A 13,088-nucleotide genomic window follows, 5' to 3' on the forward strand; every position below is an offset into this window, starting at 1 on the left:
GGGACAGAAGCGGTCACGGCTGTTGCGGCTTGTCGCGGTCGATGAAGCCCTTGGCCTTGTCCTGCGCCATGTCGACCTGCTTGGCGTGCTTGCCGCCCGTGCGATCGTCGATCATGTCTCCCGCCCGGTCGACACCCTGCTTGGCCTGGTCGGGGTGCTGTCCCAGCATTCCCTTGACCTTGTCCATGAACGACATGGCTGTCCTCCTTCGGACGTGCGTTGGCCCTCCCAGCATCTCCCGGCTTCGCGCATGCCGCATTTCGGGTGATTTTCCGGGGCCGGGCGGACGGAAGACGGGGATGCCGGGGCGGACCCCTCGGCGGACGCGGAGCGCAGGGGGAGCGGTGCCGCTCTGCTGGTGGCCCGGATGCGAAGCGGAGCGGCCCGTGCGAATTTTGTTCGGTCTGCCCGTTTCCGATGCTTGGCCGCTCACGGCGTCCGGGACGGCTCGGCGGGAGAGAGCCGCAGGGCGCCGCAGAGGGCCGGAGTGGGCCGTAGAGAGGTGGCATCCCATGGAGCCGACAGCGGACGAGGCGCGGCGCACCGCGGCTGAGGGATGGATCTGGGGGTTCGCGCTCCTGGAGAACTACCGCACGTTGTATCCGCAGGCCGTGGACGCCGACGATCCGCGGTACGTGGGCGGGTTCGGCCGGTTCCGGCACTATTCACGTCCCTTCACCCCGGCCAACACGGACGTGGTGACGCCGAACAACGACACCCCTTACTCCTGGGCGTGGCTCGATCTGCGGGCCGAGCCGTGGGTGGTGTCGGTGCCGGCGGTCGACCGGTACTACGTGCTGCCCTTCCACGACCTCGACACCTCGTACGTCGGCTACGTCGGCGCCCGGACCACCGGCCAGGACGCGGGCGACCACCTCCTCGTCGGGCCGGGCTGGCGCGGGACCGTTCCGGACGGCATCGCCGGTGTGCTGCGGGCCGACACCTTCCTCGTGGGCGTCCTGGGCCGCACCTATCTGGCGGGCCCTGACGACGTCGACGCCCTGCGCGCGATCCAGGAGCGGTACCTGCTGCGGCCCCTTTCGCGGTACCTCGACGCCCCCGCCCCGCACCCGGTCGAGGAACCGGTGTGGCCGGTCTGGCGCGAGGAGGACCTGGACAGCGTCGAGTTCTTCACCCTGCTGGACTTCCTGCTCCAGTTCTTCCCGGTGCTCGACAGCGAGCGCGGACTGCGCGACCGGCTGGCCGCCCTCGGCGTCACCGGCCACGGGGAGTTCGAACCGGCGGCCCTGACTCCCCCTGTCCGTAAGGCGGTTGAGCAGGGCATCGCCGACGCCCGGGCCACGCTGGAGGACGCGAAGAAGGACGCGGCCGACTCCCGGCACTGGTTCGGCACGCGCGCCGAGCACGGCGACGAGTACCTGACCCGCGCGGTCGGCGTGGCCAAGGGGCTCTACGGCCTGCCCGCCGCCGAGGCCTGGTACACGGGCTGGGCCGCCGACGACCAGGGCAACCGCCCGCCCGACGCCGGCCGCCGCAACTACACCGTCCACTTCGCCGCAGGTCAGCTGCCGCCCGCCCGCTTCTTCTGGTCCGCCACCATGTACCGGCTGCCGGAGCGACTCCTCGTCGACAACCCCGCCGACCGCTACTCGATCGGCGACCGCACCCCGGGCCTCGCCTACGACCCGGACGGCGGCCTCACCCTGTACGTCCAGAAGGACCGCCCCACCGACCCGGCCCGGGCCGCGAACTGGCTGCCCGCCCCCGACGGCCCCTTCACCATCGCCATCCGCGTCTACGGCCCCGACGCCTCCGTCCTCGACGGCTCCTGGTCGATGCCCGAACTCGCCGTGAGCGGCTGAGGCGGACGCCGTCGTAATCCAGTAGGAACGCCCCGAGAACCCGGCCGAAGCGTCGAACCGGCCTGCCGCGCCTGGAGCATCGCTGCGCGCGGCCCCATCGGAGAAGTGGGCCGTATCGCGGTCTGCCGGAGTAGCGGCCGAACTCCCCGCTGACGTCGGGGAGTTCGGCACGCCTCAACAGGCCGCGCTCCACCCGCAGTTCGCACGGTCGAACCGATCGCCCGCCCCCGCCGAGGAATTCCGGCCCGCGCGGGACATCCCCGGACAGCCGGACAGAGGGAAAACCCTTGAGTGCCCGTGACTGCGTGACATGGACGGGTCAAGGCTGCCATTCTCCACGCACCACCCCCACGGATCCTTCACGGATCGGTCAAGGTTCGGTCGGTCCCGCACAGCTCAGCTCTTCCCGGACAGCAGACCCGGCTGTCCGGTCTGTCACCGGCCGCGTCCGCGGCCGTCGCAGGAGGAGTACGAGTGAGACGCATTCCCCGCAAGCGGATGGCGCTCGGAGCCCTGGTCTCCACCGCCGCTTTCCTCGCCGTAGGCATCCAGTCGGTGCCCGCGACCGCGCAGCCCGCGTCCCCCCACCCGAGTCCGCTGCTCACCGGCAGCCTGGAGGCGAAGCTCACCCCGGCCCAGCGCTCCGCCCTGGTGAAGAGCGCCACGCAGAACAGCACGGCGACCGCGCGCACCCTCGGCCTCGGCGCCAAGGAGAAGCTGGTCGTCAAGGACGTCGTCAAGGACAACGACGGCACCGTCCACACCCGCTACGAGCGCACCTACGACGGTCTCCCCGTCCTGGGCGGCGACCTCGTCGTGCACACCCCGCCGGCCGCCGAGGCGACCGGCACCGTGAGCGCCACCTTCAACAACAAGCACACCCTCACGGTCCCCTCGACCACCCCGGCCTTCACCAGGTCGGCGGCCGAGACCAAGGCCCTGACCACCGCGAAGTCCCTCGACGCCAAGGCGCCGAGCACCGACAGCGCCCGGAAGGTGATCTGGGCCGGCGACGGGACTCCGAAGCTCGCCTGGGAGACCGTCGTCGGCGGGTTCCAGGACGACGGGACGCCGAGTCAGCTGCACGTCATCACCGACGCCACCACCGGCAAGGAACTCTCCCGCTTCCAGGGGATCCAGACCGGCACCGGCAACACCCAGTACAGCGGCACGGTGTCGCTGAGCACCACGCTGTCCGGTTCGACGTACCAGCTGTACGACACCACGCGCGGCGGCCACAAGACGTACAGCCTCAACAACGCCACGTCGGGCACCGGCACCCTGATGACCGACGCCGACGACGTGTGGGGCACGGGCGCGGGCTCCAACACGCAGACCGCGGGCGCCGACGCGGCCTACGGCGCCCAGGAGACCTGGGACTTCTACAAGAACACGTTCGGCCGCAGCGGCATCAAGAACAACGGCGTCGCCGCGTACTCGCGCGTCCACTACAGCACGGCGTACGTCAACGCCTTCTGGGACGACAGCTGCTTCTGCATGACGTACGGCGACGGCAGCGGCAGCACCCACGCGCTGACCTCGCTGGACGTCGCCGGGCACGAGATGAGCCACGGCGTCACCTCCAACACCGCGGGGCTCAACTACACCGGTGAATCAGGCGGGTTGAACGAGGCGACCTCCGACATCTTCGGCACCGGCGTCGAGTTCTACGCCAACAACAGCAGCGACGTCGGTGACTACCTCATCGGCGAGAAGATCAACATCAACGGCGACGGCACGCCCCTGCGTTACATGGACAAGCCGAGCAAGGACGGCGGCTCCGCGGACAGTTGGTACTCCGGCGTCGGCAACCTCGACGTCCACTACTCCTCGGGCCCGGCGAACCACATGTTCTACCTGCTCTCCGAGGGCAGCGGCACCAAGGTCATCAACGGCACCACCTACACCAGCACCACCTCCGACGGTGTCGCCGTCGCGGGCATCGGCCGGGCCGCGGCCCTGCAGATCTGGTACAAGGCGCTGACGACGTACATGACGTCCAGCACCAACTACGCCTCCGCCCGCACCGCCGCCCTCAACGCGGCAGCCGCGCTGTACGGCACGAGTTCCGCCCAGTACGCGGGAGTCGGCAACGCCTTCGCGGGCATCAACGTCGGCAGCCACATCACCGTGCCCACCAGCGGGGTCACGGTCACCAACCCGGGCAGCCAGTCCTCGACCGTCGGTACGGCGGTGAGCCTCCAGGTCTCGGCCAGCTCCACCAACAGCGGCTCGCTGACGTACGCCGCGACCGGCCTGCCGACCGGCCTGTCCATCAGCAGCTCCACGGGCGCCATCACCGGCACCCCGACGACCGCGGGCACCTACAGCTCCACCGTGACCGTCACCGACAGCACCGGAGCGATCGGCACCGCGGCCTTCACCTGGACCGTGAGCACCGGCGGCGGGGGAGGCACCTGCACCTCGACCCAGCTGCTGGGCAACGCGGGCTTCGAGTCGGGCAACACGACCTGGACCGCGAGCAGCGGTGTCATCACCAACGAGACCGGTCAGACGTCCCACGCGGGCTCGTACTTCGCCTGGCTGGACGGCTACGGCTCGACCCACACCGACACCCTGTCCCAGTCGGTGGCGGTGCCGAGCGGCTGCAAGGCGACGCTCACCTTCTATCTCCACATCGACACGGCGGAGACGACCACCAGCACGGCCTACGACAAGCTGACGGTCACCGCCGGATCGACCACCCTGGCCACCTACTCCAACCTCAACAAGGCGACCGGCTACACGCAGAAGACCTTCGACCTGTCCTCCTTCGCCGGTACCACCGTGGCGCTGAAGTTCAGCGGTGTCGAGGACTCCTCGCTGCAGACCAGCTTCGTCGTCGACGACACGGCACTGACGACCAGCTGACCCGTCCGTGAGTCCGGCACCCCGCACGCGCCCCCAGGCGTGCGGGGTGTTCCGGTCTCTCAGCTCAGCGGGTCCAGGGTCAGATAGGCCTGCTGCGGGTTGCCGTCGTTCACCAGGGACTCCTGGTTGCCGACGTCGTCGAACGCGAACGCGTACGCCTTGCCGTCGGCCATCTGCGCGTGGATCTTGCGGGCGTAGTGGTTGGTCACCACGTCCTGGTAGAAGTTCGCCGTCGAGGTGTCCGGCTGGTTGGGGTTGACCAGCAGCGTGGACCGGTTGAAGCCCGCGCACAGCGTGCGCGAAATCGGGCCGCGCACAAGGTCGTTGGGGGCGTCGAGGTACTTGTAGCAGCCGAAGATGCTGGCCGCGTCCGGCTTCTGGAAGGTGGTGACCACCGCGCCGGAGCTGTTGGTGAAGTTCATGACGTTGCCCGACACCCGGCCGAAGTACTTGGTGTTCGGCTGGTTGGCGAACGGCGTCACGGTCAGGGTCGACGACGAGTACTTCGTCCAGACGCGGTTGATGTAGTCGTCCATCACCGTGCTCGGCAGGGCGCCGGTCTCGATTCCGTAGCTCGGTGAGAGCGCTCGCAGAACCGTTCCGTCGGACCGGGTCTGGATCAGGTTGGCCCAGCCGCCCGGCTGTCCGCGCAGCGCGTTGAAGAAGCCGGTGTAGCCGCCCGCCTTGAGGTGCCCGGTGCTGGCCGTGGACCCGTCGGACCGCTGCACCCCGACCGCGTACGGCGCCGAGAACATGTCCACCTGGGTGCTGTTGATCCACAGGCCGGAGTCGTTCAGCGTGTACTCGGACCAGTTGAAGAGGATGTTGCGGTTCGGGTCGGTCGGGTTCTGCACGGCCGGCTGCACCAGACCGCCGGTCGTCAGCTTGAACACCAGCTTCTGGCCGTACGAGAAGTAGATGCGGCCCGAGAACTTGGGGATCCGGATGGTGCTGGTCTGACCGGCCGCCGGGCCGGGGATCGACGCGTCCGGCGCCGGGGTGGGCGGGTTGCCACCCGCCGGCCAGGCGTGGAAGGTGCCGTTCGCGTCGGCCCACCCCTGTTGGCCGGTGGCCAGGTTGGTGCCCAGGTCGTAGATGTAGACCGCGTCGCCGCGGCCCGAGTTGTTGGTGATCTTCAGCGGGATCGTGGCGGGCACCGCGGCGTCCGCCGTCAAGGGCGTGGCCAGCGCGATCATCGTGGCCACCGCGGTCGCGGCACCCAGTCGACGCATGAGTCTGGCGAGCACTACTCACCTCCGTGTGGGGGGTGTACGAAATTGGTCCGTACCTCTGTGAGAGCGCTCTCAGAGTCGCGCCGAGGCGCGGGCATGTCAATGAGTTGAACGAAAGGTGCCCACGACAACTCGCGTCGTGGGCACCTGGGTTGAATCAGTGAAAGCGGTCCGTCGCTCAGAAGGTGCGGTCCAGCAGGTCCAGCAGTGCGACCCAGTGCTTCTCGTCGGCCTCCGCGTTGTACGACGAGGTGTCGGCCTGCGTGTAGCCGTGCTGCGCGCCCGGGTAGACCTCGCAGCGGTGCCGGACACCGGCCGCGGTCAGCGCGTCCTCGAACCGCTTGATCTGGTCCTCGGGCAGCGAGGGGTCCTGGTCGGCGTGGCCGAAGTACAGCTCGGCGGTGATGTGTTCGGCGGCGAGGTGCGGGCTGGTCGGGTCGTCGGTGGCCAGGCGTCCGCCGTGGAAACCGGCGGCGGCCGCGACCCGGTCCGGGTAGGCGCCCGCCGTGTACAGCGCCAGCCGGGCGCCCAGGCAGTAGCCGGTGATCGCGACCGGCCCGTCCGCGACCAGCGGCGACTCGGCCAGCCAGCGCAGATAGGCGCCGGCGTCCCGCTCGACGAGGTCGGACGTCAGGCCCATGAGCAGCGGGCCGACCTTCTCGAAGATCTCCGGGCGCTCGTGCGGGTCGATGAACTCGGGCAGCTCGACCACCGGAGCACGGCCGTTCCGGTAGAACACGTTCGGCACGAGGACCGTGTAACCGGCCTCGGCCAGCCGGTCGGCCATCGACTTCAGGTGGGGGCGGAGCCCGAAGGCGTCCTGGTAGAGCAGCACGGCCGGACGGGGACGTTCGTCGCCGGGGTGAACCAGATAGGCGTCGGCGATGCCGTCCTCGGTGGGGATGTCCACGGCTGTGCCCTGTACGGCGGTCATGGCGGGGGTGCCTCCCTGCGGATGGTCGCCGGGCCACCTGCCGGCCCGGCGCGGCGTGTCGCGATCATCGTGGCACGCCTGCCTACGGCCCCTCCGCCGGGGTCGCTCGAAGCGGAACCGGGGTCACTCGAAGCGGGAGACGTCGCCCGCGCCCTTGCGGACGATCTCGGCCTCGCCGTTCGAGAAGTCGATGACGGTCGTCGGTTCCGTGCCGCAGTCCCCGGAGTCGACCACCGCGTCCACCACGTGGTCGAGCCGGTCCTTGATCTCCCAGCCCTGGGTCATCGGCTCCTCCTCGTCGGGCAGCAGGAGGGTGCTGGACAGCAGCGGCTCGCCCAGCTCGGCCAGCAGGGCCTGGGTGACGACGTGGTCGGGGATGCGTACGCCCACGGTCTTCTTCCTGGCGTTCAGCAGCTGGCGCGGCACCTCCTTCGTCGCCGGCAGGATGAAGGTGTAACTGCCGGGCGTGGAGGCCTTGATGGCGCGGAACACGTCGTTGTCGATGTGCACGAACTGGCCCAGCTGGGCGAAGTTCTGGCACACCAGCGTGAAGTGGTGCCGGTCGTTCAGGTGCCGGATCGTCTTGATCCGCTCCATGCCGTCTCGGTTGCCCAGCTGACAGCCCAGCGCGTAGCAGGAGTCGGTCGGATACGCGATCAGCGCACCCGAGCGGACACTGTCCGCGACCTGGGAGATGGTGCGGGGCTGCGGATTGTCCGGGTGCACGTCGAAGTACTTGGCCACCCGCCGAGCTTATGCCGTGCCCGCGCGGGTCGCCGCGCGGGCCCTCCGCCGGTCGATGTGTAGCCCGGGAAAACGGGGGAAGTCGACGAGTGCGCCCGGGTCTCTCCCCCCGAAACCCGGGCAGGACGGTTCCGCCCGCGGCCCATCCCCCCCGAGGCCGCGGCGGAGCAGTCCCACCCCCTGGAGCGGGCCCGTCGCCCCGGCTCAGCCGTGCGGCCGTACGGGGATCTCCTGCCAGCCGAAGGCGATGAACGACGGCACCTGCCGCAGCGCGGCCGCGTCGACGGCGAGCCGGGCGTCCGGGAAGCGGCCGAAGAACGCGGGGAGCGCGGTCAGGGCCTCCACCCGGGCCAGCGGTGCCCCGATGCAGCGGTGCACACCGATCCCGAAGGACAGATGGTCGTCGGCGCCGCGGGCCGCGTCGAAGACGTCCGCGTCCGGGCCGTAGCGCGCGGGGTCCAGCCCCGCAGCGGCGAACGTGGTGATGATGGCGTCCCCGGCCGGGACGGTGACGCCGCCGACGGTCAGGTCGGTGACCGCGAAGCGCAGCGGCAGCGAGGCGATCGACGGGTGGACGCGCAGGGTCTCGTCGACGACCGCGTCCCAGCCGATCTTCCCGGCCCGTACGGCCTCCAGCTGCTCGGGGCGTCTGAGCAGGGCGACGATCGCGTTGCCTATGAGGTTGACCGTCGTCTCGAAGCCCGCGCCGATCACCAGCAGCAGCGTGTACAGCAGTTCTTCGTCGCTGAGCCGGTCGCCGTCCTCGTCGCGCACCCGGATCAGCTCGGTGGTGAGGTCGTCGCCCGGGTGCTCGCTGCGGTACGCGATCAGCGCGGGCAGGACGGCGCCGATCTGCCGCTGCACGGACGCCGCGTGCTCGGGGGACGGGTCGGAGGTGTCCATGATGGCCGCGATCAGCCGGCCCGTGTCGTCCACCAACTCGTGCGGCACACCGAAGAGTTCGCAGATGATCCGCATCGGCAGGGGATGCGCGAGCGCCGCCCTGACGTCGACCACCTCGGCGTCGTCGGCCGCTACCGCGTCGAGCAGCTCGGCGGTGATGGCCTCCACCCGGGCGCGCATAGCCTCGGTGCGCCGATGGGTGAAGCTCGGTGCCACGAGCTTGCGCAGGCGGGCGTGGTCGGTGCCGTAGGTGGAGAGCATGTTGATGACGCCGACCCAGCCCAACACCCAGCCCCAGGAGGGGTGTTCGCCGATCTCGGGCCACAGGTTCCAGTGCAGCCGGGGATCCTTGCTGACCTGCGGGTCGAGGATCAGTTCCTTCAGGGTGTCGTAGCCCGTGGGGGCCCAGGCCGGGATGCCGCCGGGGAGTTCGACGGGCACGATCGGGCCGAGGGCACGCAGCTTGGCGCTCTCGGCGGCCATGTCGGCGCCGAACGGGTCGAGGGCGATGCGGTCGGACACGGTCACGACAGGTCTCCTGGCTGGTCGGGGGAGCGGGGGCTGAACCGCACGGGCAGCGACGTGAGCGAGCGGTGGAAGGGACCCGGCCGCCACGTCAACTCCTCCCGCGCCACCACGGGTTCGAGGTCCGGCAGCCACAGGGTGAGCCGCTCGATCGCCTCCGTCGCGATGAGCAGCGTGTGCTGTTTGACCGGGCAGGCGTGCGGTCCCGCCGACCACGACAGGTGCGAGGCGTCCTTGGGATGCCGGCCGTCGACGACCTCCTGCTCGGCGAAGTGCGCGAGCGCGCCGTACGAGACGACCACCGGGACGGCCGGCCTGATCCACGTGCCGTGGAACGTGACGGGTGAACGGGCGTAGTGGATGCCGTAGTTGGCGAGCGGGGTCTCGTGGTGCAGCACCTCCACCACGGCGTCCATGACCGGCCGGGCGCCGCTGGTCAGGGTGGAGTAGTAGACCGAGGTGCCGAGGATGCGGGACAGCGCGTTGGACACCAGGTTCGCGGTCGGTTCGTGTCCCGCGCCCAGGGTGAGGAACACCTGCCAGGTGACCTCCTCGGGGCTCAGCCCGGCCGGATGGTCCAGGAGCCAGCTCGGCAGGTCGTCGCCGCGCGACTCGGCCTTCGAGGCGATGAGTTCGAGGACGTAGCCGCCGAACTCCGCCTCGCCCTCGGCCGCTTGGGGACCGCCCTCCATCATCATGCCCAGCGCCCGGTCCAGCCGCTCGCTCTGGCTGTCGGGCAGCCCGAACAGGCTGTTGAAGACCAGCGCCATCAGTGGCCGGGCGAACTCGCCCACCAGATCGGCCTGTCCGCGCGGCCCGATCCGGCTCACCAGCACATGCACCGCCCGGTGCACCCGGGCGCGCAGGTCGTGCGGCTCGATCCGCTCGAAGGCGTCGATCAGCGCGGCACGGTAGCGGACGTGCGCAGCGCCGTCCGCGAACAGGGAGTTGGGCCGCCAGCGCATCATCCCGAGGACCGGCGAATCCTCCGCGACCGTCGTCTCCCACGGCCGGGGATCGTGCGAGAACGTGTCGGTGTCCCGCAGCAGCTCCAGCGCCGCCAGCCGCTCGGTGACGACGTACGCCGGTACGCCCGGGGCGAGTTCGGCCCAGCCGACCGGACCCTGCGCGCGCAGGGCGGCGTAGTGGCCGTAGGGGTCGCGCGCGAAGGCGTCCTCCCCCAGGCGGACGGGCTGGACGGGTGAAGAGGTGGTCGTCACCGGTGCTCCGGAGGGTCGCGGTCGATCAGATGCTGGACCAGCGCGAGCAGTGCGTCGACGGACGAGTCCGCGTCCCGGGCGTCGCACGTCACCAGCGGGGTCGTGGGCTCCAGGTCCAGGGCGGCGCGCAGTTGCTCCTCGGTGAAGTGCCGGGGCGCGTCCGGGAACGTGTTGAAGGCGACCGCGTACGGCAGTCCGCTCTCCTCCACCATGCCGAGCACGTCGAAGGAGGCGTCGATCCGGCGGCTGTCGACCAGGACGAGCGCCCCGAGCGCGCCGTACGCGATGTCCTCCCAGAGCGCCCGGAACCGTTCCTGGCCGGGGGTGCCGAACAGGTACAGCACGACCCCGCCGGGCAGGCTGATCCGCCCGAAGTCGATGGCGACGGTCGTCGTCGCCTTCTCCCGCACCCCGTCGAGATCGTCCACCTGCGCCGAGGCCTCGCTGAGCCGCTCCTCGGTGTGCAGCGGGCGGATCTCCGACACGGAGTCGATCAGGGTCGTCTTGCCCACCCCGAAGGGTCCCGCGACGAGGATTTTCACCAACTCGCGTGCGGTGTCCGGCAGATGGATGCCGCTAGGTGTGCTTGAGGGCGCGTAGGCCATCGGCCACTCTCTTCAGCAGGTCGGGGTCGAAGCGTTCGGCGGGCGGGATCGGGGCACGGGCGAGCGCCAGCCCCCGGTCGAGGAGACCGGCGGCCAGCACGCGGACCGCGGAGACCGGCAGTTCCAGCAGGACCGCCGCCTCCAGCACCGTCAGCGAACCGCCGAACAGAGCATCCAGCAGGGCGAGTTGGGCGGCGGGCAGCTCGGCCGGGGCGGGTTCGCCGCTGCCGCTGAGCACCGTCAGCCGTTCCAGATGCGGGCGGCTGGGCCGGGCCACACCGCCGGTCGACAGATACGCCGGAACGAGAGGACGGCCGCCGCGGCGGCCCGTCATGCCGACGCGCCGCCGTCAACTCCCCGCGGAGCGGCGGCCATCGCCTTCTCACCCAGCCGCGCCACCTGCGAGTGCACCCGGTGCGCCAGCAGATCCAGCCGCACCTCGGTGTCGCCGTAGACCGCCACACAGGTCCCGTGGTCCGTGGGGACGATGAGCACGTACCCGAGGTCCGACTCGATCACCACCTGCCGGATCTCGGCCCGCTCCCGGTCGGCGAAGGCCGCCGCGGCGGTACGGCACGCCCCCTGCACCGTGCTGGTGATCGCGGCCACCCGCTCGCCCGAGGCCTGCGACAGCGCGTCGGTGTACCCCCGCACCAGCCCGTCCCGGGTCAGCAGCACCGCCGCCACCACATGCGGCACCTCCAGGATCGGCTCCAGCACCCATGCCGTGTCGCCACCATCGCGGCTGGTCATCTGGCCGCTCCCCCTTCGTAGTCGGTCTCATGTCGGTCGTGTGCTGCGGTTTCCTCGGCTACGGGGGCTCGCGCGCCCTCGCTCGCGGCACGCGCGGCGGCGGTACCGGACTGCAGCGCGCCGAGCGCGGCGGCTGCCTGCTCCGGGCGGCGCTCCGGTTGGGGCGTCTCGGGCGCGGCCTGCGCTGTGGGCGCGCCGACAGGGGTACGGCGACGCCGGCGCGGCAGGCCCCCGGCATCGGGCACGGTCTGATGCCCGGACGCGTCGGCTACGGCCCGCTCCTCGGACTCGGAGCCGTAGGAGTGCGTCGGCGCGGATGTGCGAGCGGGTTCCGGGGCCCGGCGGGTCGAGCGCGGGGCGCCGGCCGCGGGGGGCCGCTGCTCGGGGTCGATACGGCTGAGGAGGTGGCTGTCGATACGGAGGACCGCGCGGACGCCGCCGTACGGGGAGGGCGAGGACACGTCGACGCCCAGGTCGAACTGCCGGGTCAGCCGGCCGATCGCGGCGAACCCCATGCGGGGCGGGTCGCCCAGGTCGGTGAGGAGGATCGGGTCGGAGCCGGCCACCATCCGGCGGGCGTGGTCGCGTTCGTCCTGGGTCATGCCGAGCCCGGCGTCGTCGACGGTGACGCAGGCGCCGTGGTGGACGTGCTCCAGGTTGACGACGACGTTGGTGTCCGGGGCGGAGTGCCGCAGGGCGTTGTCGAGGAGTTCGGCGACGATGACGGCGACCGGTTCGACGGCGTGCGAGACGAGCGCGGTACCGGCTTCGAGGTGGTTGTTCACCCGGACCCGGTGGTAGCCGGCGAGGCGGGCCTGGCCGCCGGTCACCGCCTCGACGAGGTGCGACTCCTCACGGGCGAGCCCGACCCAGGCCCCGCAGACGACGGCGGCGACCTGCGCGCGGCGCAGCGACTGCTCGTTCTCGTGGTCGAGCATGAACAGGGTCTGCGCCAACTCGGGTTCGTCGTACCGCTGTTGGAGAGAGCGCAGGGCATCCTGCAAGCGGTACAGCGCGGCCTGGATCTCCCGGGTGGCCCCGCGCATCCCGGCCTGCGCGGCGGCGTCGACGCGGGTGCGCTGCGCGCCGAGTTCCGAGCGGACCGAGGTCAGCACGCTTTCGAGGGCGATCCCGATGGGTGAACCGATGAACTGCGGCTGTGCGGGCCCCGGTACGGCGACCCGGGGATGGGTGAGCTGCCGCGCGGCGGCCGGTATGCGTCGGCCCGCGAGATGCTCGACCTCGGCCGCCAACTCCGTCTGAACAGCGTCCAGTCGGTCCCGCAGTGCGCTGATCTCCTCACGCTGCAGGGCGCGTTGACGCCGTGAGCTCAGCAGCCCGGCACCGAGCAGTGCCAGCGCGGACAGTGTGCCGGCGGCGAGAGCGCCGGCCACCAGGTCCGGTAATTCGATCATCGAATCGAGTCCAAGCGACGACGGGCAGGGCTGAGTCCGGGCCCCTCGGGCGGGGCGCCCGGA

General features: G+C 70.9%; 12 protein-coding genes. 2 read left to right on the forward strand and 10 right to left on the reverse strand.

Features of this window, described 5'->3' with window-relative positions; all coding sequences use genetic code 11:
* Nucleotides 1–13: 13 nt before the first annotated feature.
* Nucleotides 14–196 (reverse strand): antitoxin, encoded by a 183-nt coding sequence (locus OHT77_RS42350; RefSeq protein WP_266775130.1) that lies wholly within the window; start codon nt 194–196, stop codon nt 14–16.
* A 316-nt stretch (nt 197–512) separates the two neighbouring features.
* Here OHT77_RS42350 and OHT77_RS42355 point away from each other — a divergent pair, with 316 nt between their 5' ends.
* Entirely contained in the window at nt 513–1,823 is a 1,311-nt protein-coding gene (locus tag OHT77_RS42355) for a DUF1254 domain-containing protein (protein WP_328833691.1), read from the forward strand.
* A 474-nt stretch (nt 1,824–2,297) separates the two neighbouring features.
* The gene (locus OHT77_RS42360) at nt 2,298–4,694 is read left to right on the forward strand and encodes a M4 family metallopeptidase (RefSeq protein ID WP_443048183.1); all 2,397 of its coding nucleotides are present in this window, start codon (nt 2,298–2,300) and stop codon (nt 4,692–4,694) included.
* A 59-nt stretch (nt 4,695–4,753) separates the two neighbouring features.
* On the opposite strand, the gene OHT77_RS42365 is transcribed toward OHT77_RS42360, so the two are convergent.
* The 9 genes from OHT77_RS42365 to OHT77_RS42405 all read right to left on the reverse strand — a co-directional run bounded on the left by OHT77_RS42365 (nt 4,754) and on the right by OHT77_RS42405 (nt 13,025).
* Nucleotides 4,754–5,941: a glycoside hydrolase family 64 protein gene (locus OHT77_RS42365; RefSeq protein ID WP_328833692.1), complete on the reverse strand. Its 1,188-nt coding sequence runs from the start codon at nt 5,939–5,941 to the stop codon at nt 4,754–4,756.
* Between the two features lie 163 nt (nt 5,942–6,104).
* The gene (locus OHT77_RS42370) at nt 6,105–6,860 is read right to left on the reverse strand and encodes a dienelactone hydrolase family protein (protein ID WP_328833693.1); all 756 of its coding nucleotides are present in this window, start codon (nt 6,858–6,860) and stop codon (nt 6,105–6,107) included.
* Between the two features lie 123 nt (nt 6,861–6,983).
* Nucleotides 6,984–7,604: an L-threonylcarbamoyladenylate synthase gene (locus OHT77_RS42375; RefSeq protein WP_328833694.1), complete on the reverse strand. Its 621-nt coding sequence runs from the start codon at nt 7,602–7,604 to the stop codon at nt 6,984–6,986.
* 204 nt (nt 7,605–7,808) lie between these two features.
* The gene (locus OHT77_RS42380; protein WP_328833695.1) at nt 7,809–9,035 is read right to left on the reverse strand and encodes a cytochrome P450 family protein; all 1,227 of its coding nucleotides are present in this window, start codon (nt 9,033–9,035) and stop codon (nt 7,809–7,811) included.
* Nucleotides 9,032–10,252: a cytochrome P450 gene (locus OHT77_RS42385; RefSeq protein WP_328833696.1), complete on the reverse strand. Its 1,221-nt coding sequence runs from the start codon at nt 10,250–10,252 to the stop codon at nt 9,032–9,034. The genes OHT77_RS42380 and OHT77_RS42385 overlap by 4 nt, the downstream gene beginning before the upstream one ends.
* Nucleotides 10,249–10,857 carry a GTP-binding protein gene (locus OHT77_RS42390; RefSeq protein ID WP_328833697.1) on the reverse strand — a complete coding sequence of 203 codons (609 nt, stop codon included), beginning with the start codon at nt 10,855–10,857 and terminating at the stop codon, nt 10,249–10,251. Before OHT77_RS42390 ends, OHT77_RS42385 begins: the two co-directional genes overlap by 4 nt.
* Entirely contained in the window at nt 10,829–11,191 is a 363-nt protein-coding gene (locus OHT77_RS42395) for a DUF742 domain-containing protein (protein WP_328833698.1), read from the reverse strand. Before OHT77_RS42395 ends, OHT77_RS42390 begins: the two co-directional genes overlap by 29 nt.
* Nucleotides 11,188–11,610 (reverse strand): roadblock/LC7 domain-containing protein, encoded by a 423-nt coding sequence (locus tag OHT77_RS42400; protein WP_328833699.1) that lies wholly within the window; start codon nt 11,608–11,610, stop codon nt 11,188–11,190. The genes OHT77_RS42395 and OHT77_RS42400 overlap by 4 nt, the downstream gene beginning before the upstream one ends.
* Entirely contained in the window at nt 11,607–13,025 is a 1,419-nt protein-coding gene (locus OHT77_RS42405) for an ATP-binding protein (protein WP_328833700.1), read from the reverse strand. The genes OHT77_RS42400 and OHT77_RS42405 overlap by 4 nt, the downstream gene beginning before the upstream one ends.
* Nucleotides 13,026–13,088 lie beyond the last annotated feature (63 nt).

The organism is Streptomyces sp. NBC_00252, assembly GCF_036187565.1.
Classification (GTDB): domain Bacteria; phylum Actinomycetota; class Actinomycetes; order Streptomycetales; family Streptomycetaceae; genus Streptomyces.